13 protein-coding genes are annotated in these 17802 nt (G+C 76.4%); 2 read left to right on the forward strand and 11 right to left on the reverse strand.

Going from position 1 to position 17802, the window contains the following annotated elements:
- Positions 1-6: 6 nt before the first annotated feature.
- From GXP74_RS38395 to GXP74_RS38445, 11 genes are all read right to left on the reverse strand, one after another.
- Positions 7-1269: a DUF6365 family protein gene (locus GXP74_RS38395; RefSeq protein ID WP_182455802.1), complete on the reverse strand. Its 1263-nt coding sequence runs from the start codon at positions 1267-1269 to the stop codon at positions 7-9.
- Positions 1266-2141, reverse strand: a complete 876-nt coding sequence (locus tag GXP74_RS38400) for a sugar phosphate nucleotidyltransferase (RefSeq protein ID WP_182455803.1) — start codon at positions 2139-2141, stop codon at positions 1266-1268. Before GXP74_RS38400 ends, GXP74_RS38395 begins: the two co-directional genes overlap by 4 nt.
- Positions 2138-3157, reverse strand: coding sequence for a radical SAM protein (locus tag GXP74_RS38405; protein WP_182455804.1), 1020 nt, complete (start codon positions 3155-3157; stop codon positions 2138-2140). Before GXP74_RS38405 ends, GXP74_RS38400 begins: the two co-directional genes overlap by 4 nt.
- Positions 3158-3190: 33 nt before the next feature.
- Positions 3191-3589 carry a hypothetical protein gene (locus GXP74_RS38410; RefSeq protein ID WP_182455805.1) on the reverse strand — a complete coding sequence of 133 codons (399 nt, stop codon included), beginning with the start codon at positions 3587-3589 and terminating at the stop codon, positions 3191-3193.
- A gap of 143 nt (positions 3590-3732) precedes the next feature.
- On the reverse strand, positions 3733-4767 hold the full coding sequence (locus GXP74_RS38415; protein WP_182455806.1) for a ketoacyl-ACP synthase III family protein: 1035 nt from the start codon (positions 4765-4767) through the stop codon (positions 3733-3735).
- A 37-nt stretch (positions 4768-4804) separates the two neighbouring features.
- Positions 4805-5473: a GAF domain-containing protein gene (locus GXP74_RS38420; protein ID WP_370468514.1), complete on the reverse strand. Its 669-nt coding sequence runs from the start codon at positions 5471-5473 to the stop codon at positions 4805-4807.
- Positions 5470-6315 (reverse strand): S8 family serine peptidase, encoded by an 846-nt coding sequence (locus GXP74_RS38425; protein WP_182455807.1) that lies wholly within the window; start codon positions 6313-6315, stop codon positions 5470-5472. The genes GXP74_RS38420 and GXP74_RS38425 overlap by 4 nt, the downstream gene beginning before the upstream one ends.
- Entirely contained in the window at positions 6312-9452 is a 3141-nt protein-coding gene (locus tag GXP74_RS38430) for an adenylate/guanylate cyclase domain-containing protein (protein ID WP_182455808.1), read from the reverse strand. The genes GXP74_RS38425 and GXP74_RS38430 overlap by 4 nt, the downstream gene beginning before the upstream one ends.
- Positions 9453-9476: 24 nt before the next feature.
- Positions 9477-10208 (reverse strand): iron-containing redox enzyme family protein, encoded by a 732-nt coding sequence (locus GXP74_RS38435; RefSeq protein ID WP_182455809.1) that lies wholly within the window; start codon positions 10206-10208, stop codon positions 9477-9479.
- Positions 10205-11227 (reverse strand): radical SAM protein, encoded by a 1023-nt coding sequence (locus tag GXP74_RS38440; RefSeq protein WP_182455810.1) that lies wholly within the window; start codon positions 11225-11227, stop codon positions 10205-10207. The genes GXP74_RS38435 and GXP74_RS38440 overlap by 4 nt, the downstream gene beginning before the upstream one ends.
- Entirely contained in the window at positions 11224-12384 is a 1161-nt protein-coding gene (locus GXP74_RS38445; RefSeq protein ID WP_182455811.1) for a radical SAM protein, read from the reverse strand. Before GXP74_RS38445 ends, GXP74_RS38440 begins: the two co-directional genes overlap by 4 nt.
- 282 nt (positions 12385-12666) lie before the next feature.
- On the opposite strand from GXP74_RS38445, the gene GXP74_RS38450 reads away from it, so the two are divergent.
- Together GXP74_RS38450 and GXP74_RS38455 are read left to right on the forward strand one after the other, a co-directional pair.
- Positions 12667-14658: an AfsR/SARP family transcriptional regulator gene (locus GXP74_RS38450; RefSeq protein ID WP_182455812.1), complete on the forward strand. Its 1992-nt coding sequence runs from the start codon at positions 12667-12669 to the stop codon at positions 14656-14658.
- Positions 14642-17776 carry a lantibiotic dehydratase gene (locus GXP74_RS38455; protein ID WP_182455813.1) on the forward strand — a complete coding sequence of 1045 codons (3135 nt, stop codon included), beginning with the start codon at positions 14642-14644 and terminating at the stop codon, positions 17774-17776. Before GXP74_RS38450 ends, GXP74_RS38455 begins: the two co-directional genes overlap by 17 nt.
- Positions 17777-17802: the final 26 nt, after the last annotated feature.

The raw sequence follows: 17802 nt of genomic DNA on the forward strand, positions 1-17802 counted from the left end.
TCGTCCTTAGAGGGCCAGGCCCAGTCGGCTCGCCGCCTGGGCGAACGCCGCGCGGGTGTCCACCTCGGCATCGAGGATCTTCAGGTAGTCGGCACGGGCGGCAGCGGACCGGTCCCGGGTGTCGGAGTCGTACAGCGCCTGCTCGATACCGCGCACCACGGCGGGCTCGTCCAGCAGCTCCAGCTGGGTGACCGCGTCCGCGTACGGGTTGTCGGTGAGCAGGGGTTCGAGGAAGTCGTGGAAGCCCAGCGGCCACATCCGCATCCGGTGCAGCGGCTGGATCCCGCCGAGCCAGTCGCGGACGGTGTCGGTGAGCCCGCCGAGCCGCGCCTCGACCTGGGGCACGGCGGCGGCGTCGGGCACCGCGAAGCTGTTGGTCAGCGCCACCCCGGGGATGTCCGAGAGGATCGCGCGGGCCAGCGTGGTGGCGCCGATGTTGAGGCTGAGCACCAGGTCGGCGGAGCCCAGCAGGGTGCTGAAGCGGGCCGGTGAGCAGGGCGGCATCACGTGCGTCCGCTCGGCCGGGAGCTCCGCCAGCTCCGGCGGGGCCTGCCCGACCAGCAGGAAGTGGGTGGTCTCCGGCAGCTGCCGGAGGTAGTGCGCGAGCAGCCGGGGCACCCCGGAGACGGCCTGGGTGCCGATCGAGGAGGCGTAGCGCTCCTCCGGCAGCTGCTGCCAGGCCGCGACCGGGAGCATCACCAGCCGGTCCTGCGGGTTCAGCCCGAAGGTGGTGAACAGGTGGCCCCTGGTCCGGCGGCTGACCTGCTCGCCGCCCTCCCACAGCCGGAACGGGTAGGCCCGGCCGGTCTGTTCCGGGTGCGCCAGCGGGACCGGGCGCAGGTGCGTCTCCATCTCCAGCAGCCGCCGGTCGACCTCGTGCGGCTCGTCGAAGATGTCGATGGCGAAGTCGGTCTTCTCCCACTCCCAGATGTCGATCGGCAGGATCGGCAGCTGGTACTCCTCGATGAACCACGGCTCCAGGCCGTAGCGGTTCTGGAAGACCCCGGTGAAGGTGAAGTAGTCGGCCAGCACGATGGCGTCCGGCCGGAACTCGGCGACCAGCTCGTCCAGCAGCAGCCGGGCCAGGCCGCGCATCCGCGGGTCGAGCACGGTGTGCGGGATGCCGCTGCGCTTCAGCACCGGCGCGGAGATCTCCGAGATGACGAAGTGGCTCTGCACGCCGAGCGGGCGCAGCTGGTCGGCCAGGGAGGTCCCGATGACGGTCTCGCCGTACCCGGCGGTGGACAGGGCGAAGAACAGCAGTTTCATGTGCGGCTCGCAGAGTCGGCCCCGACCAGGTCGGGGTGGGGTGCGGGGACGGTCTGGGGCCGGGCGTCCAGGCAGCGCTGGATGCCGACGCGGGTACCGGCGTCCTCGAACGCGCCACCGGGGAACGCCACCCCGGTCACCTTCAGGCCGCGCCGGACGGCGAGGTCGAAGAAGTGGCCGATGGCCGGTTCGGCGCCGGTGCCGGTGCCGCCGTCGGGGTGCCCGGCGTCGGGGTGCCCGGCGTCGGCGAGTTCGGCGTCGGCGAGTTCGGCGAGGCCCTGGTGCAGCAGGTCGGCGAAGGCGTCGCTCCAGATCGCCGCGCCCCAGGTGTTGCCGACCGGGGCGTGCCGGGGCTTGTCGAGGACCTGGACCACCCGCTCGCCGTCCAGCAGCACCGGGCCGAGTCGCTCCGGTTCGGCGGTGGGGAAGACCGCGAGGGCCAGGTCGGCGCCGGTCTCCAGGTAGCGCTCGCGCAGCCGGGCCAGCGCGTCGCCGGGGGCGGTGACCGTGTCCGGCATGGCGAACACCACGTGCTCGCCGCGGGTCCAGTTGCGGGCCAGGTCCAGCGCGTGCGGCAGGCCCCGGGCCTCCTCCTGGTAGAGGTAGCCGATCTCCAGGCCGACGTGGCGGCCGTCGCCGAAGTAGTTCAGCACGTCCAGCTTCCACGGGGCGACCACCAGCAGGACCCGCTCCACGTCGGCCGCGGCGATCGAGGCCAGCGCGTACTCGGCCACCGCCCGGGCCCGCACCCCGGTCCCGTCGCCGCCGACCGGCTCGTAGACGATCGGCAGCAGTTCCTTCGGGTAGCGCAGCGGCGCGAGCCTGGTCCCCCGTCCGGCGGCCGGCAGCAGCCCGACGAACCCGCCGCTCATCGCACGCCCTCCGGCACCTCGGCGGCCCGGGCCTCGCCGAAGCGGGCCTCGCGGACGCCGTCCACCAGCGTCTGCTGGAACGGGTCGGCCACGTGGTCGCGCAGCGCCTCCCGGCCCTTGCGGGTGAGCAGCACCTTGGAGCACATGTCGCAGCCGCTGGAGAAGGTCTTCCCGCCGAAGGTCTCGCGCAGCCCGTCGTGCTCGCTGACCAGCCGGGCCACGCCCTGCGGCCCGAAGGCGCGCAGGTACTGGTAGCTGTAGTCGCCGTCGGCCTCGGCCATGATCTCCTGGAAGCTGTTCTTCTTCAGGTTGCCGAGGAAGTAGACGTCCTTGTCGAGCGGCTTGTGCGCGCCGACCTTGGCCACGTGGCAGGCGCACAGGTCGCCGTTGGGGTTGATGATCGGGGTGTGCAGGAAGCAGCTCTTCTCGAAGTGCTGCGGCAGCGGCGGGTGCCCGGTGTCGGCGACGGCCTCGATGTGCGGGCTGGAGATCACCCGGTCCACGTGGATCAGCAGCCGGTCCCCGTAGTCCTCGTACATGCTGCGGATCTGCTGCTCTTCCTCGTCCTTGGCGATGGTGATGCACAGGCTGATGTCGCGGATGCCGCGCCGGATCGCGCCGTCGATCACGTTGCGCACGTACTGCGCCGGGACCTTCTCCTGGTGGAAGACGTCAGTGCTCAGGTAGAAGTGGGTCAGCCCGTCGAGCTGGTCCAGGAACTTGTCCACGGTCTCCGGGTTCTTGCCCCAGAAGCTGCTGGTGAAGCAGCCGATCTTGGGCTTGGACGGGTGCGCCGCCGCCGCCTGGACCCCGGCCTTGAGCAGCGAGAACCGCTGGAACGGCTCGCCCCCGGTGAAGATGATCGCCGGGATGCCGAAGTCGCAGGCCTGGGTGACCCATTCGGCGATCTCCTCGTCCTCGGGCTGGCGCTCGCGGATCGAACCGATGAAGCCGCAGTGGCTGCAACCGACGGTGCAGATCTCGGTCACGCTCACCAGGATGTTGGTGTAGTACATGGAACTCCTCTGTGGTCGGCTGGGGCGTGCGCCTCACCAGGTCAGGGCGGCGGCCGGGGCCGGGCGCGGGGAGAGCGCCCGGGCGGCGCGCAGGCAGGCGTCCGCCTCCTCGCGGTCGCCGAGGGTGCGCAGCGTGTACGCCTGGTCGAGCAGCGCGTCCGCCTGGCACGGCCGCGGCGTGCCGCTGTGCGCCAGCCGGACCGCGATCTCGGCCAGCAGCCCGGCCCGCTCCCGCTCGCCGCGCAGCGCCAGCAGCCGCGCGGACAGGCCGCAGGAGCAGGCCAGGTCCTCCTCCGGCAGGCCCGCGCAGTTCCGCAGGACGTCCTCGACCAGCCGCTCGGCCTCGCCGGTACGCCCCTGGCCGAGCAGTTCCCGGGCGGACTGGAGCCGTTCCCGGACCCGGGTCACCCGGGTCTTCTCGGCGCCGAGCATGGCTGCCTCCGCTGCGTGGTCGGTGTCGGTCGGTGGTTCACCGGAGCACCCGACGGGTGGTCACCGGAACACCCCGATGCTCGGCGGCGGGGCTTGTCCGCTGCTTGCCGTCCGACTGCGTGCCGGTATGGCCCGCGGCGGGGTCACGTCCACCGCGGGACGGCGGTGATCTCCAGTACCGCGCAGGCGAAGGTGAAGCCGGTGCCGACGCCGCAGAGCGCCACCAGGTCGCCGGGGCGCACCGCCCCGGTCTCCAGCAGCCGGGCCAGCCCGGCGGCCTGGTCCCCGGCGCCGATGTGGCCGACCTGGCGGCCCCAGTCCCAGGTGGTCCGGTCGTCGCCGACGCCCAGCTCGGGGAGCCGGAACATCCGGGCGACGGCCTCCCGGCCGAGGTTGGGGAAGACGAACCGGGAGACCTCGCCGAGCGTGGCCTTGGCGTCCGCCAGGGCCTCCTCCAGCGCCTCCCGGCTGCCGTTGATCAGCGCCTGCGAGGCCGCGTGGCCGGTCTCCCGGTCGCCGCGCAGGTAGGCGTCCCGGCGGCGGCGCAGGTCCACCGGCCAGCCGTGTTCGCCGGGGGCCCGCGCCCACGGCTCGTCGCCCCGGTGCAGCCCCTCGTGCCGGGCGTCGCCGACCAGCGCGGTGGCACGCAGCCGGGCGACGCCCTCGCCGCGGGTCAGCAGCAGCGCGCTGCCGCCGTCGCCGCGCACGGTCGCGTCGTCGGAGCGGTAGCGGTCGAAGACCGGCAGCGGGTAGCAGTCGCCGGTGGTGATCAGCACCGCCGACTGCGGCGAGGCGGTGAGGTGGGCGGCGGCCAGTTCCAGCGCCACCAGGCCGCCGTTGGAGGCCTGCTTGACCTCGAACGCCGCCGCCCGGCCGCCGACGGTGCGGTGCTGCACGTAGGCGGCCGGGGACCAGTGGTCCAGGCCCTGGAAGCCGACGCTGGCGTGGATCAGCCGGTCCACCCGGGCACCGGCCTCCGGGGCCCGGCGCAGCGCCTGCCGCCCGGCCTCGACCGCGAGTTCGGCCGGTCCCCGGCCGTCGGCCACGCAGACGCTCAGGTAGTCCTGCGCGGCGTACTGCCGGGCGTCGTAGCGGCCGTCGAGGACCGCGTCGAGGACCGGCTCCGGTGTGCCCAACGCGCCCGCGCAGGCGGCCACCTGGATGTCGTGCCACTGCATGTCCCGCCCCTTTCGGTGGAGTTGTCGCCGGTCCGGGTCAACCGGCCAGCGAGAGCAGCCGGTGCACCGAGCCCAGCAGGTTCAGTCCGGCCGCGCGCCGGTCGGCGCCGAGCGAGTCCAGCAGTCGGGCCACCTCGGCCAGGCCGGTCGGTTCGCCGTCCTCCTGCACCAGCAGCCGGTGCGCGGTCCGGCTGCGCCGGAGCACGCCCAGGGCGATCGCGGCCTGTCCGGCGAAGAGCGACAGCAGCTCGGCCGCGCCCAGCGGGCTGACCGTGCTGGGGACCGGGTCCAGCACCTCCATCACCCCGATCGGCTCCTCGCCGCGCAGCAGCGGCGCCGCCATCAGCGACCGCGGGACGTACCCGGTGGTCTCCGCCAGGTCCCGGGCGAAGGTCGGATGAGTCGCCAGATCCCCTACCACCAGCGGCTCCTGGGCGGCCAGCACCCAACCGGCGATGCCCCTGGAGGCGGGGAAGCGCTCGCCCACCAGGTGGCCCTCCCCGGCGCCGGAGACCGCCTCGAAGACCAGCTCGTCGGTCTCCGCGTCGAGCAGGAAGACCGAGGCGGCGGCGGCGCCGAACAGGCCCCGGGCGGTGTCCACCACCGAGCGCAGCAGCTCCTGGTGGTCCCGCTCGGCCTGCCCCAGCAGCGCCGAGACGGCCGTCATCACGCTGTGGTTGTCAGTACTGCGGCGGTTCTCAGTCATGCGGACCCTTCCACGTTGCTGGAGGTGAGGTAGAGCAGGTTCTTGACCTGGAACGGGGTGAGCTGCGGGTGCTTGCCGAGGGCGAGCGCGCAGTATCCGGCGACGTGCGGGGTGGCGAAGCTGTTGCCGGTGATCCGGGTGCGTCCGCCGCCCGGCCAGGCGACCTCCACGTCGGTCCCGTGGGCGAAGAACTCCACCGGGGGGTTGGGGTTGTAGAGCACCAGCGCGGGGTCCTGGACGGCGTGGCTGCCGACCGAGACCACCGAGGAGAACCGCCACGGGAAGCTCTCCACCGGCGTGTTGTGGGCCGAGGCGACCAGCAGCGTGCGCTGGAAGTACGCGTCGTCGGCGATCGCGTGCAGCGCCTCGGCGAAGCGGCGGCGGGTGGTCGACAGGCTCAGGCTGACCACGTCGAAGCCCTGGGACACGGCCCAGCGCAGCCCGGTGACGAAGGCGTCGCCGGAGGAGGCGTAGCGCTCCCCGAGCACCCGGACGCTGTACAGCTCGCACTCGGGCGCCAGCGAGCGGACGATCCCGGCGCAGGCGGTGCCGTGCCCGCAGGCGTCCCCGTCGTCCACCGGCCGCACGCTCGGCTCGGCGCCGCCGACCGAGGTCACCGCGTACGAGCCCTGGATCGGGCCCACGTCCGGGTGGCCGCCCTCGATGCCGCTGTCCACGATGCAGACCCGGACCCCGCGCCCGGAGGAGCCGCCCCAGGCCCAGTCGGTGGTGGCCTGCTGCGGCCAGTCGGCCATGACCGCCAGCTCCTCCCGGCTGCGGCCGAGCGCGTTCCAGGTCAGCGGCGGGCGGCCGAGGCCGCGCGGTTCGCCGGATGTAGTCATTTCCCCTCCGAAGGTCTGGTCCGTGCACCGGTCGCGGCGGCCCACTCGGCGCCGACGAGGTGGCCCTTCGCCCGGAACAGCCGCTCGGCGGCGGCCGCCGCCCCGGCGGCGGCCAGGTCCTCCCCGAGGGCGAGCAGGACGTGGGCGCGGTCGAGTTCGGCGGTGGCCTGGCAGCCGGTGGAGTCGGTGCCGGCGGCCGTGGCGACCGCCAGCGCGGCCTCCCGCAGCGCCGGTTCCGGCTCGCCGCAGCTGGCCAGCGCCCGGGCCCTGACCCCGTGCAGTTCGGCGTCCAGGAACGGGTCGCCGGTCCCGGCGGTGCCCTCGGCGGACTCCAGCGCGGCCCGGTGGCGGCCCTGCTCCAGCAGCGCCCGGGCCAGTCCGGCGGCGCTGACGGCGGCGGCGAGGGTGTCGCCGAGCCGGTCGGCGGCCGCGGCGGCCTCGCGCAGCAGCCGTTCGGCCGTGCGCCAGTCCCCGGCCAGGCCCTCCACGGTGGCGGCGAAGACCCGCAGGCTGGCCGCCCCGTACGCGTGGCCGAGCTCGCCGATGATCCGGACCGAGTCGGCCACCAGCGCGCGCGCCTCGGTGAACTCGCCGCGGTAGGCGAGCAGCACCGCCAGCGGGCAGTTGACCGTGGCCCGGACCGCCCGGCGGCCCCCGGCGTGCTCGGCCAGCAGCGTCCGGCAGCCCGCCAGCGCGGCCGTGGCCGGGGTCGGCCCGCGCCACAGCGAGGTCGCCAGGCCGCCGATGGCGGTCGCGAGTTCCAGTTGGGCGTCGGTCAGCAGCGCGTGCCGCAGCGCCCGCCGCAGCAGCTCCTCGGCCTCGCCGTAGCGTCCGCCGAGTTGCCGCAGCTGGCCGACCCGCAGCCAGGCCCGGGCCAGGCCGAGCTGGTCCCCGTCCGCCTCGAACACCGGGACGGCGGCCAGCGCGTCCTCCGCCGCCGTGGGCGTCGGCAGTTCCAGCGCGGCCCGCAGCAGCTGGACGTGGCAGGCGGTGCGCTGGTCGCCGTCGCCGCGGGCGGCGTCGGCGAGGTCGCGCAGGTCGTCCCGGGCCCGCGGGTCGGTGCCGAGCAGCAGCCGGGCCTCGGCCAGGTGCAGCCCGACCGTGAGCCGCCCCGGGTCGTCCGGGTCGTGCAGCCCCTGGGCCCGGCCCAGCAGCTCGGCGGCCCAGTGCAGGTCGCTCCGGCGCAGGGCGACGGCCCCGGCGGTGGCCAGGTTCCGCGCCGCGCCGGACTTCAGCTCCAGGACCCGCGGCTGGTCGGCCGGGCCGAGTTCGGCGGCCAGCCGGTAGGCGTGCTCCAGGTGCAGCCCGACCAGGTCGCAGCCGTGCCGCTGCTGCCGGTACCAGACCGCCAGCCGCTGGTGGTAGCGGACCCGGGTCCGCTTGGACAGGGTGTTGTAGGCGACCTCGCGGATCAGCGCCCCGGAGAAGCGGTAGCCGTCGGCGCCGCCCTCGGCGGCGCGGCGGCCCTCGGCGCCGCCCTCGGCGGCGATCAGCCGACGGCGTCCGAGCGTGCCCAGCACCGGCCCCGGCCGCTCCGCCACCGGCGGCTCCTCGCCGAGCAGCACCTCCAGCTCCGGTGTGGAGAAGCGGCGTCCGGGCACGGTGGCCCGCAGCAGCACCTCCCGCTCGACCGGGGTCAGCAGGTCGAGCCGGGCCGCGATCAGTGACTGCACCGTGGGCGGCAGGGTGTCCGCGCCGCCCTGCTCGGTGATCGCGACCAGCTGCTCCAGGAAGAACGGGTTCCCCTCGGCCCGGGCCACCAGCTGGTCCACCAGGTCGGCCCGGTGCGGCAGCACCTCGCTGAGCGCGGCGACCAGCAGCTCCGACTCGGCCGCGGACAGCGGGCCCAGGGTCATCGAGCCCTCGGTCGCTCCGCCGCCGGACGGGTCGCAGCCCCAGCCGGGGTGCCGTTCCAGCAGGTCGGGCCGGGCCAGTCCGACGGTGAGCACCGCGGTCCCGGCGAGTCGGCCGCACAGCCCGCGCAGCAGGTCCAGCAGCGCGGGCTTGGCCCACTGCAGGTCGTCCAGCAGCAGCAGCACCGGGTGCTGCCGACCGACGGTCTCCAGGACCAGGGTCGCGGCCCAGCCCAGCTGCTCCGGCAGCCCGCCGGGCGCGCCGTCCCGCAGCAGCCCGGAGTCCAGGTAGGCCAGCGCGTCCAGCAGGTCCTGGCCCTGCTCGGGGCCGAGCGAGCCGAGCGCCCTGGCCCGCTCCACCACCTGTCCCAGCGCCTCGCCGAGGGCGTGCAGGGTCCGGCCCTCGCCGTACGGCGGGCAGCCGCCCGCCCCGACCAGCACCCCCCGGGCCGCCGCCACGGCGGCGAACTCGGCGGCCAGCCGGGTCTTGCCGACCCCGGCGTCGCCGTAGAGCACCGCCAGGCGGCCCTCGGCGGTGCCGGTGACCTGGTCCAGCAGCCCCAGCAGCCACGCCAGTTCGGTCGCCCGGCCGACCATCGGCTCGTCCCTGGCCCAGGCCCCGGCCGGGCGTACCGGCGGCGGCTCCAGCAGCCGCCAGGCCGGGACCGGCTCGGCCTTCCCCTTCAGCGCGAGCTCGCCGATCGGGACGACCACGGCCGAGGCCGCGACCAGGCTGTGGGTCACCGGGCCGAGGATGACCTCGCCGGGCGCGGCGTGCTGCTGTAGCCGGGCGGCGACGTTGACCGCCTCGCCGGAGGTCAGCACCTGGTCCGAGGCGGCGTCGGCGGCGGCCACCACCTCGCCGGTGTTCACCCCGATCCGGATCCCGATCCGGACGTCGAACAGCTCGCTCAGCTCCAGGTTGAGCGGCTCCAGCGCGGCCACCATGTCGGCGGCGGCGCGCAGCGCCCGCAGCGCGTCGTCCTCGTGCAGCACCGGCACCCCGAACACCGCCACCACCGCGTCACCGATGTACTTCTCCACCGTGCCGCCGTGCCGCTCCAGGCAGGAGCGCATCAGCGCGTAGTAGCGGACCATGACGTCCCGCAGCAGCTCCGGGTCGAGTCTGCCGCTGAGCGCGGTGGAGTCGGTCATGTCGCAGAACAGGACAGTGACGGTCTTCCGCGACTCCCGGGCCGGGGCGGCGGTCGCGGCCCGGGCGCCGCAGCTGGGGCAGAAGCGGGCGCCGGCCGGGACAGGGGACTGGCAGGCCGTGCAAACCATGGCTGAAGTACCTTCTGTGGGCGGCTAGTCGAGCGACGGATCGGGGCTGCGGGGCGGACGGTCCGGACGCGCCGGGTCATCCGGCTGGTCCGGGTGGTCCGCACGGGCCAGGCCGCGCAGCAGCGCGGCGGCGCGGTCCGCCGTGAACGCGGCGCTGCGGGCCACGGCGGCGGCCACCCGGTCCGGCAGCGGCAGCTCGGCCAGGAACCGGTCCAGGCCCTCCCGGTGCCCCGGGTCGAGCTCGGCGTGCAGGGCCAGGGTGCGGAACGCCGGTGCGGGCAGCCCGGTCAGCGCGGGCAGCCGGGCGACCACCCCCGGATCCGGCGGGCAACCCTCCAGCACCGCGATGTACCCGAGCAGGCAGGCCGGGTGGTAGTGGCGCAGCCAGTAGTACTGCGCCCCGGCCAGGGCCGCGACCTCGGCCGCCGGGGCCCGCCCGAGCACCGCCTCCGGCGGGCGGCCCAGCGCCGCCAGGTCCTCCAGCAGCCAGGCGTCGTGGTCCTGCTCCTCGGCCAGGTGCACCGCCAGGTAGGCCGCCAGCGGCTCCGCGCAGGGATCCCCCGGCGGCAGCGCGGCGCAGCGCTCGACGGCGTCCCGCATCAGCGGGACGGACGCCCGGATCAGCCCGTGCATGGCGTACAGGTACGCCGGGTAGCGCTCGCGCAGCCCCGGTGCGGCCCACATCTCCAGTGCCGCCGAACGTAGTTGAGGTAGCGTCAGTTCCAGGGTGGCGCGGACCAGGGTGGCGGCGGTCATCCGGCCACCCCCGCCGCCGCGCCCGCCGTGCCCGCCGCGCCCGCCAGGGCGATCGCGTGGACGGCCGGGTCGGCGGCGGCGCCCCGGTCGAGCAGCGTCCAGCAGAGCGCGCAGAGGTCGGGGTGCTCCCGCGCGGCCAGGTCGCGGTAGCGCGGCAGCCGGGTCAGCGCGCCCAGGCCGACCGTGGCGGCGGCGGTGAGGTACGCGTCGCGGCCCAACGCGTCCAGCGCGCCCCGCAGTTCGGCCGGGCCACCGGGGGCCGCGCGGTGCAGTTCGGCCGGGCCGCGGCCGGTCACCACGTCCTCGTTGCAGCAGCCGGTGAGCCCGCCGTCGTACCGGACCACCGGCGCGGCGGCGAGCGGGCAGACCCCGAACGCGCCCCCCGGCGCGCCGGGCCGGTCCGCCGCGCCCGGACTCCCGGCCGCGCGCCCGCGCCGGATCAGCGGGGTGGCCCGGATCTCGGCCCGCTCCGGCCAGTCCGGTCCCAGCGCCGCCGCCAGCAGCCGCTCCGCCTCGGCCGCCTGTCCGGGGGCGTCGACCACCTGGACCGCGATCCAGCTGCCCGCCGCTGCCGCCGCCCGCAGCGCGGCCAGGTAGCGCCGCTCCGGGATCCGGGCCGCGTGCTGCCGGTCGGTGCTGAGCACCACGCAGTCCGCCCGGGCCAGCACCGGCGCGGTCCAGGCCGGGGCGCCGCCGTCGTCCCGGCCCCAGTGGCCGCTGGTGTACAGCACCAGCTGCTTCCCGGCCCCGGCCAGCCGGCCGGTGGCCGAGTCCAGCGCGGCCCGCTCGGTGAACGGCTCGCCGCCGGAGATCCCGACCAGCCGGATCCCCGGCGCCCCGGCCAGCCCGCGGACCAGCCCGTCCAGCGGCCCGTCGGCGCTCACCCGGGCCCCGCGCGGCAGCGCGGACACGGAGCAGTGGTCGCAGCCGACCGGACACCGGTCGGTCAGGTAGAGCAGCACCGACGCGTTGCGCCGGGCCCGGATCCGGTCGATCCGGGCCAGCGTCAGCCGGGTCACCGGGGCACCCCCTCGGCCTGCCCGGCGGCCTGCCCGGCGATCCCGCCGCCGCTGCCGAGCAGCACCAGACCGGCCCGGGTCGGATCGCCGTGCCGCCGGGCGAAGCCGACCGCCCCGGCGGCCAACTGGAGCCCCACCGCCTGCTGTTCGAGCAGCTCGGCGGTCGGCCCGGCGGCCCCGGCGGCGACCGCCGCCAGCGTCCCCGGCCGGTCGCCGAGCGCGCGGCAGCTGCCGCAGTAGTCGGCGTCCGGCTGGTCGGATCCGCCGTGCCGGTAGGCGAGTTGCAGCGGACCCCGGGTCCGCAGCGCCCGCAGCACCGGCCGCGACTGGCTCCGGCGGCGCACCTCGGGCCAGGTGGTGGAAGCGATATGACCGAGCGTCAGATGTGCGGGCGGTGGCGCCTGGTCGAGCAGGTCCTGGTTGCAGCAGGCGGTGACGGTGCCGTCGAAGCCGACGGTCGGCCAGGCGGCCAGGTCGCAGGGCGCGGCGCGCGGCCCCCGCGCCCGCGCGTCGCTGGTACCGCGCGCCGGATCGCCACCCGGCGCGCGGGTGGCGTCGAGCGCGGTCAGCCAGGCCCGGGCCCGGCCGACCGGCCGCAGCGTGCTCACGAACATCGGCACCCGGTCCCCGAACTCGGCCCTGACCTGCTCGGTCAGCTCCGCCAGGTACGGGTCGTCGGGGCCCTTCCCGCACGCCTGGACGCTGGCGTCCCGGCCGGAGTCGAGGACCTCGCGCAGCACCCGGAAGACCTGCTCCCTGGGCACCTCCCGCTCGTGGAAGGCGTCGAGGCTCGCCGCGACATGGTCGACCGACCGCAGCGCGGCCCGGATCGGGTCCGGGGTGGCACCGGTACGCGCGAAGAACATCCCGCTCAGCAGGTAACTGCGGGTACCGGCCGCCCGCGCCGTCCCGGCCAGCGTGCGCACCAGGCCCGGCCGCAGCAGCGGCTCACCGCCGGTCAGCAGCAGGAACTCCGGGTGGTCCGCCGGGGTGAACGTCTCCACGAAACGCCGCAGCAGCGCCGCGGGCTGCTCTTCCCCATCGGTTCCGGACGTGGTAGAGCAGTGACCGCAGTGCAGCGGGCAGCGCCGGGTCACGGCCAGGAACACCGCGGAGGCGGGCAGGGAACGACGTCCGAGCAGTTCTGCGAGATGCATGTCCGACCTCCTTCGGAGGCAAGACTCGGCGCCGCGACTTGCTTCGGGGTCTGGATCCCCTTGCTTTCCGGTATGTCCACCGGCGTCGCCGACCCGCCCAAAAGGGGCAGCGGCACCGCCCGACTGTCACCAAAGTCGTAGGTCGAGAGCCGGAAGGAGCAGGCCCCTGCGACTATCGGCGCGTTGACGGGGCCATTCCCTGAAAATAGGTTTCCTCTGGGTTATGCCAGCCGGCCCGTGCAATTCAACGACGCCGGCCCGAACCGGGGGGACGGCCGATCCATGCACATCTCATTCTCCATTCTTGGCCCGCTGTCGGCGGAACTCCGGACGGACGGCCAGGACGGCCCTCCGGCCGAGCTGGACGTGGGCCCGTTCAAGCAGCGGCTGCTGCTGGCCATGCTGCTCTGCCGTGCCAACGGCGTGGTGCTGATGGACCAGCTCATCGACACCCTGTGGTGGGAGGGGCCGCCGCGCACCGCGCACAAGAACATCCAGGTCTACATCTCGCACCTGCGCAAGCTGCTGTCCGAGGACGGCCGCCAGGACCGGATCCGGCACCGGCCGCCCGGCTACCAGCTGCTGGTCGGCACCGCCGAGGTGGACGCGCTGCGGTTCGAGGACCTGTCCCGGGCCGGACGCCTCGCGCTGCGCCGCAACGACCACCTGAGCGCGGCCGAGTACACCCGGCAGGCGCTCGGCCTGTGGCGCGGCCCGGCGCTGGTCGACCTGCTCGCCTCCCCCGCGCTGCGGGCCGAGGCCGCCCGGCTGGACGAACGCCGACTCGCCGCCCACGAGGACTGGTTCGAGGCCGAGTTGGCGCTGGGCAACCACACCGACGTGCTGGAGGCGGCCGAGGAGCTGGTCCAGGCGCACCCGCTGCGGGAGCGGCTGCGCAGCCAGCAGCTGACCGCGCTCTACCGCGCCGGACGCCAGGCCGAGGCGCTGGCCGAGTACGACAACCTCCGGCAGCTGCTGGCGGTCGAGCTCGGGTTGCGGCCCAGCCCCGCGCTCCAGGGGCTCTACCAGCACATCCTGTCCGGGCATCCGGCACTGAACGCCCCCGCGCCGACACCGCCGCCGACCGCCGCGCCGGTGCTGCCCGCGCAGCGGTCGGCGCCCCCGGCCGAGGCGGAGGTGGTCGCCCACCTGTCCGGCCGCCCACCGCAGCCCGTCCCGGCGCCCGTCCCCGCGCCCGTCCTTGCGCCGACCGGCGACCGCCCGGCCGGGGCGGCCGAGCCGCGCGGTCCGCAGGCCGCGCCCCCCGCCACCGGACTCCCGCGCGCGGTGGACGACTTCACCGGCCGTCAGGACACCGTCGACCGGCTGCTGGCCTTCTTCGGCGAGCCCGGCCCCGGCTACGCCCACCCGGGACGGTTCGCCGCGATCAGCGGCCCCCCGGGCGCGGGCACCTCCACCCTCGCCCTGCAGGCCGCCCACGCGCTCGCCGGGCGGTTCCGCGACGGCCAGATCCTGCTGCACCTGCGGGACGCCCAGGGCCGACCGCGCCGCACCGAGGAGCTGCTGGACGACCTGCTCGGCCGCCTCGGCCCGCTCCCCGGCCCGCCCCGGTCCGGCGGCGGCCAGGACCGCAGCACGCTGCTGCGCAGTCGGCTGCTGGGCCTGCGGCTGCTGCTGGTGCTGGACGGCGTCGCCGACGAGGCCCAGGTCAGGCCGCTGCTGCCGGGCGGGGGCGGCTGCTCGGTGATCCTCACCAGCTGCCGCCACCTGGGCGGCCTGGAGGCCTTCGGCCACTTCCCGATCGGCCTGTTCACCGAGGCGGAGGCGCTGCGGCTGCTCCGCCGCATCGTCGGCGCGGACCGGGTGGACCGGGCGCCGTCCGCCGCCCGGCGGATCGTCCGGGCCTGCGGCCTGCTGCCGCTCGCGGTGCGGATCGCCGGGGCCCGGCTGGCCGGTCTCGGCCACCTGCCGCTGGAGCGGTTCGCCGACCGGCTGGAGGACGAGGGACGGCTGCTGGACGAACTGGTCGTCGGCGACCTGTCGGTCCGCGACTGCTTCGACCGCTACCTGCGGGTGCTCGGACCGGCCGAGCGGCTGGCGCTGGCCCGGCTGGCCACGGTCTGGGGCCCGGACCAGGGCGCCACCGAACCGGAGGACCTGCTGGAACGGCTGGTCGGCGTGCACGCGCTGACCGTGGACCCGGCCGCCGCGCCGACCGGCGGCCGCCGCCAGCCGTTCGTGATGCCGTCCCCGCTGCGGGTGTTCGCCGCGCGGCAACCGGTCGAAGCGGCAGCCGGTGCCGTCCCGGTCTGAACCGTCCCGCGCCGAGCCGTCCCGCGCCGGGCGGCCCGCCGGGTACGTCTGCGCGGAGCCGGTGGTGCTGCGCGCCGCGCTGCTGCCCCGGGCCCAGCCGACCCGCTACGGCGACGGCAGCCGCCCGGCCGACGACCCCGCGCTCCTCGACGACCTGCGGCGGACCTTCCGCGAGCAGCCGACCCTGGCGGCGGCGCTGGAACTCGCCGCCCCGGCCCTGGCCGCCGGACTCGACCCGGGCCGGGACCCGGGCGCGGCGGCCGACCGCCGCCGCGCGGTGCTCGCGCTCACCGGCTACCTGCTGCGCGCCCGCCACCGGGCCACCCCCTTCGGGCTCTTCGCCGGGACCGCGCTGGTCCGCACCGGCGCGGCCGCGCAGGGCGCGCTCGGCGACCGGCACCGCGCGCTGCTGCGCCCCGCCCCCGGCTGGCAGGCCGCCCTCGCCGCCGCCACCCCCGGGGCCGACGTCCGCCTGGCCACCGCCCGGTCACTGCACCGCCACGGCAGCGGGTACGCGCTGCCGGTCCCGACCGGCGGCGGCCCGGGCCGCTGGCAGCTCCAGCGGACACTGCGCCGGACGCCGCTGGTGGACGCGGTACTGGCGCTGGCGTCCGGGAGCGGCGGACGCCGGGGCATCGGCCGGTCCGCGCTGCTCGACCTGCTCTGCGCCGCCGCCCCCGGCGCCGACCGCGAGCAGCGGGCCCGGCAGCTGGACGAGCTGCTCGACTCCGGCTTCCTCAGCGGCGACCTGCGACCGCCGCCCGGCAGCGCCGACCCCCTCGGCCACCTGCTGGCACGCCTCACCGGCCACCCCTTGGCCGCCCCGCTGGCCGAACTCCGCCACGAGCTGGGCAGCGAACCGGGCCACGAGCTGGAACGCGAGCCGGGCCACGAACCGGGCCGCAGCCGCCAAGCGCCGCCCACCGCCGGTCGGTTGCGTACGCTGCGGGCCCGACTCGCGGCGGTGCACCGGCCGCAGGCCGCGCTGACCGCCGACACCCTGCTGGACACCACGCTGCGGCTGCCCCGACCGGTGGTCACCGAGGTCGAGCGGGCCGCGTCGGCGGCCTGGCGCTGCGCCCCGCCGCGTCCCGACCGCACCCTGGCCGGGCTGCACCTGGCGATGCTGGAGCGCTACGGCGCCGACCGCCCGGTCCCGCTGCCGGAGCTGCTGGACCCGGTGCGCTCGCTCGGCCTGCACCGCGCCCGGCCGGCGGCACCCGAGCCGGTCCCGGCGGAACGCGACCGGTTCCTCTCCGACCTGGCCCTGGCCGCGCTCGCCGACGGCCGGGCGGAGCTGCGGCTGGACCGGCGGCGGCGGACCCGGCTCGCGGAACTCTCCGGCCAGCACGCCGAACCGCCGTCCGCCGACGTCTACGCCGAGGTGGTCACCGCCGGTGCGGCGGAGCTCGACCGGGGCGAGTTCCTGGTGGTCCTCGGCGCGCACACCGGCCCGGGACCGGCCGGTTCGGTCACCGGCCGGCTGTCCGCCGTCCTCGGCCGCCCCGGCGGCGACCCGCTGCCGTCCGGCACCGGTACCGACACCGGCGAGGGCACCGGCCCGGTGACCGCCGAGGTGGTGTCGCACCCGCCGGATCCCCGGGCCTGGCAGCTGCTCGCCGAGACCGGCTGGACCGACTACCGGATCGACCTGACCGACCACCCGCCCCGGCCCACCGACCGCGACCTCGCCCTGGACGACCTGCTGCTGACCGCCACCCGTGGCGGGCTGACGCTGCGTTCGCGACGGCTCGGACGCGAGGTCCGGCCGGTCGGCTGCGCCACCCTGGACCCCCGGCGGACCAGCGGCCCCGCCCAGCTGCTGCTGGCGCTGGGACGCGCCGGCCGGACGCCCTGGCGGGCCTGGGACTGGGGCGCGGCCGAGGCCCTGCCGTGGCTCCCCCGGGTCAGCCTCGGCCGGGCGGTACTGGCCCCGGCCCGCTGGCTGGTCCCGGCGGAGCTGCTGCTCCTCGCCGAGGACGCCACCGACCGGCGGTGGCGGCACGGGGTGGACCGCTGGCGGGAGGCGTGGCGGCTGCCGGAGACGGTGCTGGCCGGGCGCGGCGACCAGCGGCTACCGCTGGACCTCGACGACCCGGTGCACCTGGCGCTGCTGCGCCGCGCCTGCCGGGGCCGGGACACGGTCGCGGTGACCGAACCCCCCGGCGGCGTCGCGGCCTGGCGCGCGACCGGCTGGCCGCGCGGCCCGCACGGACCGCACACGGCCGAGTTCGTCCTCCCGCTGCGCCCGGTCCCGCGACAAGCGGTACCGGTGGCACCGGCGGTACCGGCGGCGGAGGTCCCGGACGAGGTGCACCTCCCCGGGGGCCGCTGGCTGTGCGCGGCGCTCAGCGCGCCCGCCGAACTGCACGACCGGGTGCTGGCCGAGCTGGCCGACGAGGCCCTGCGGGCGGCGGTCGAGCGGGCCGGGGTGGACCGGTGGTTCTTCGTCCGGGCGGCGGACGACGCCGGGGTGCCGCAGCTGCGGCTGCGCTTCCACGGACGGCCGGAACGGCTGCATCCGGTACTGCTCCCGGCCCTGCACGGCTGGGCCGAGGCGCTCCGGTCGGCCGGTCTGATCAGGGATCTCACGCTGACTGCCTACCGGCCGGAACGGGCGCGCTACGGCGGCGGCGGCTGCCTGGCGGCAGCGGAACGCTTCTTCGGGGCCGACTCCCGGCTGGCCCTCGACCTGCTGGCGACAGCGCGGGATCCCCGGCAGGCGGTGGTCCCCGGGGTACTCCGGCTGCTGACGGTACTGCTCGGCTCCGAGCAGGCGGTGGCGGAGCTGCCCGAGCCACGGCTGGACACGGCGGAGCGGCGCGCGTTCGCGCGGCTGCGCCCGGTACTGCGCGGGCAGGCCGGGGACGCGGGGTGGCCCCCCGCAACCGTGACGTCTCACGGCCGGGGGGCACAGTCCGCTGCGCACGACTGGCTCACGGCGCTGTCGGCCTACCGATCGCGACTGCGCGTGGCCGGGGCGGAGCCCGGACCGGTCGCCCGATCGCTGGTACATCTGCACTGCAACCGCCTGGCGGGGCCGGACCGGTCGGTGGAGCGGGTCGCGGTCGCGTTGGCCCGCGACCTGGCGCTGACCCGCTCCCTCACGACCGGGTGACCGGGAACTCGCCGAGGCTGGATGGC

It is taken from the genome of Streptacidiphilus sp. P02-A3a (genome assembly GCF_014084105.1).
Lineage (GTDB): Bacteria > Actinomycetota > Actinomycetes > Streptomycetales > Streptomycetaceae > Streptacidiphilus.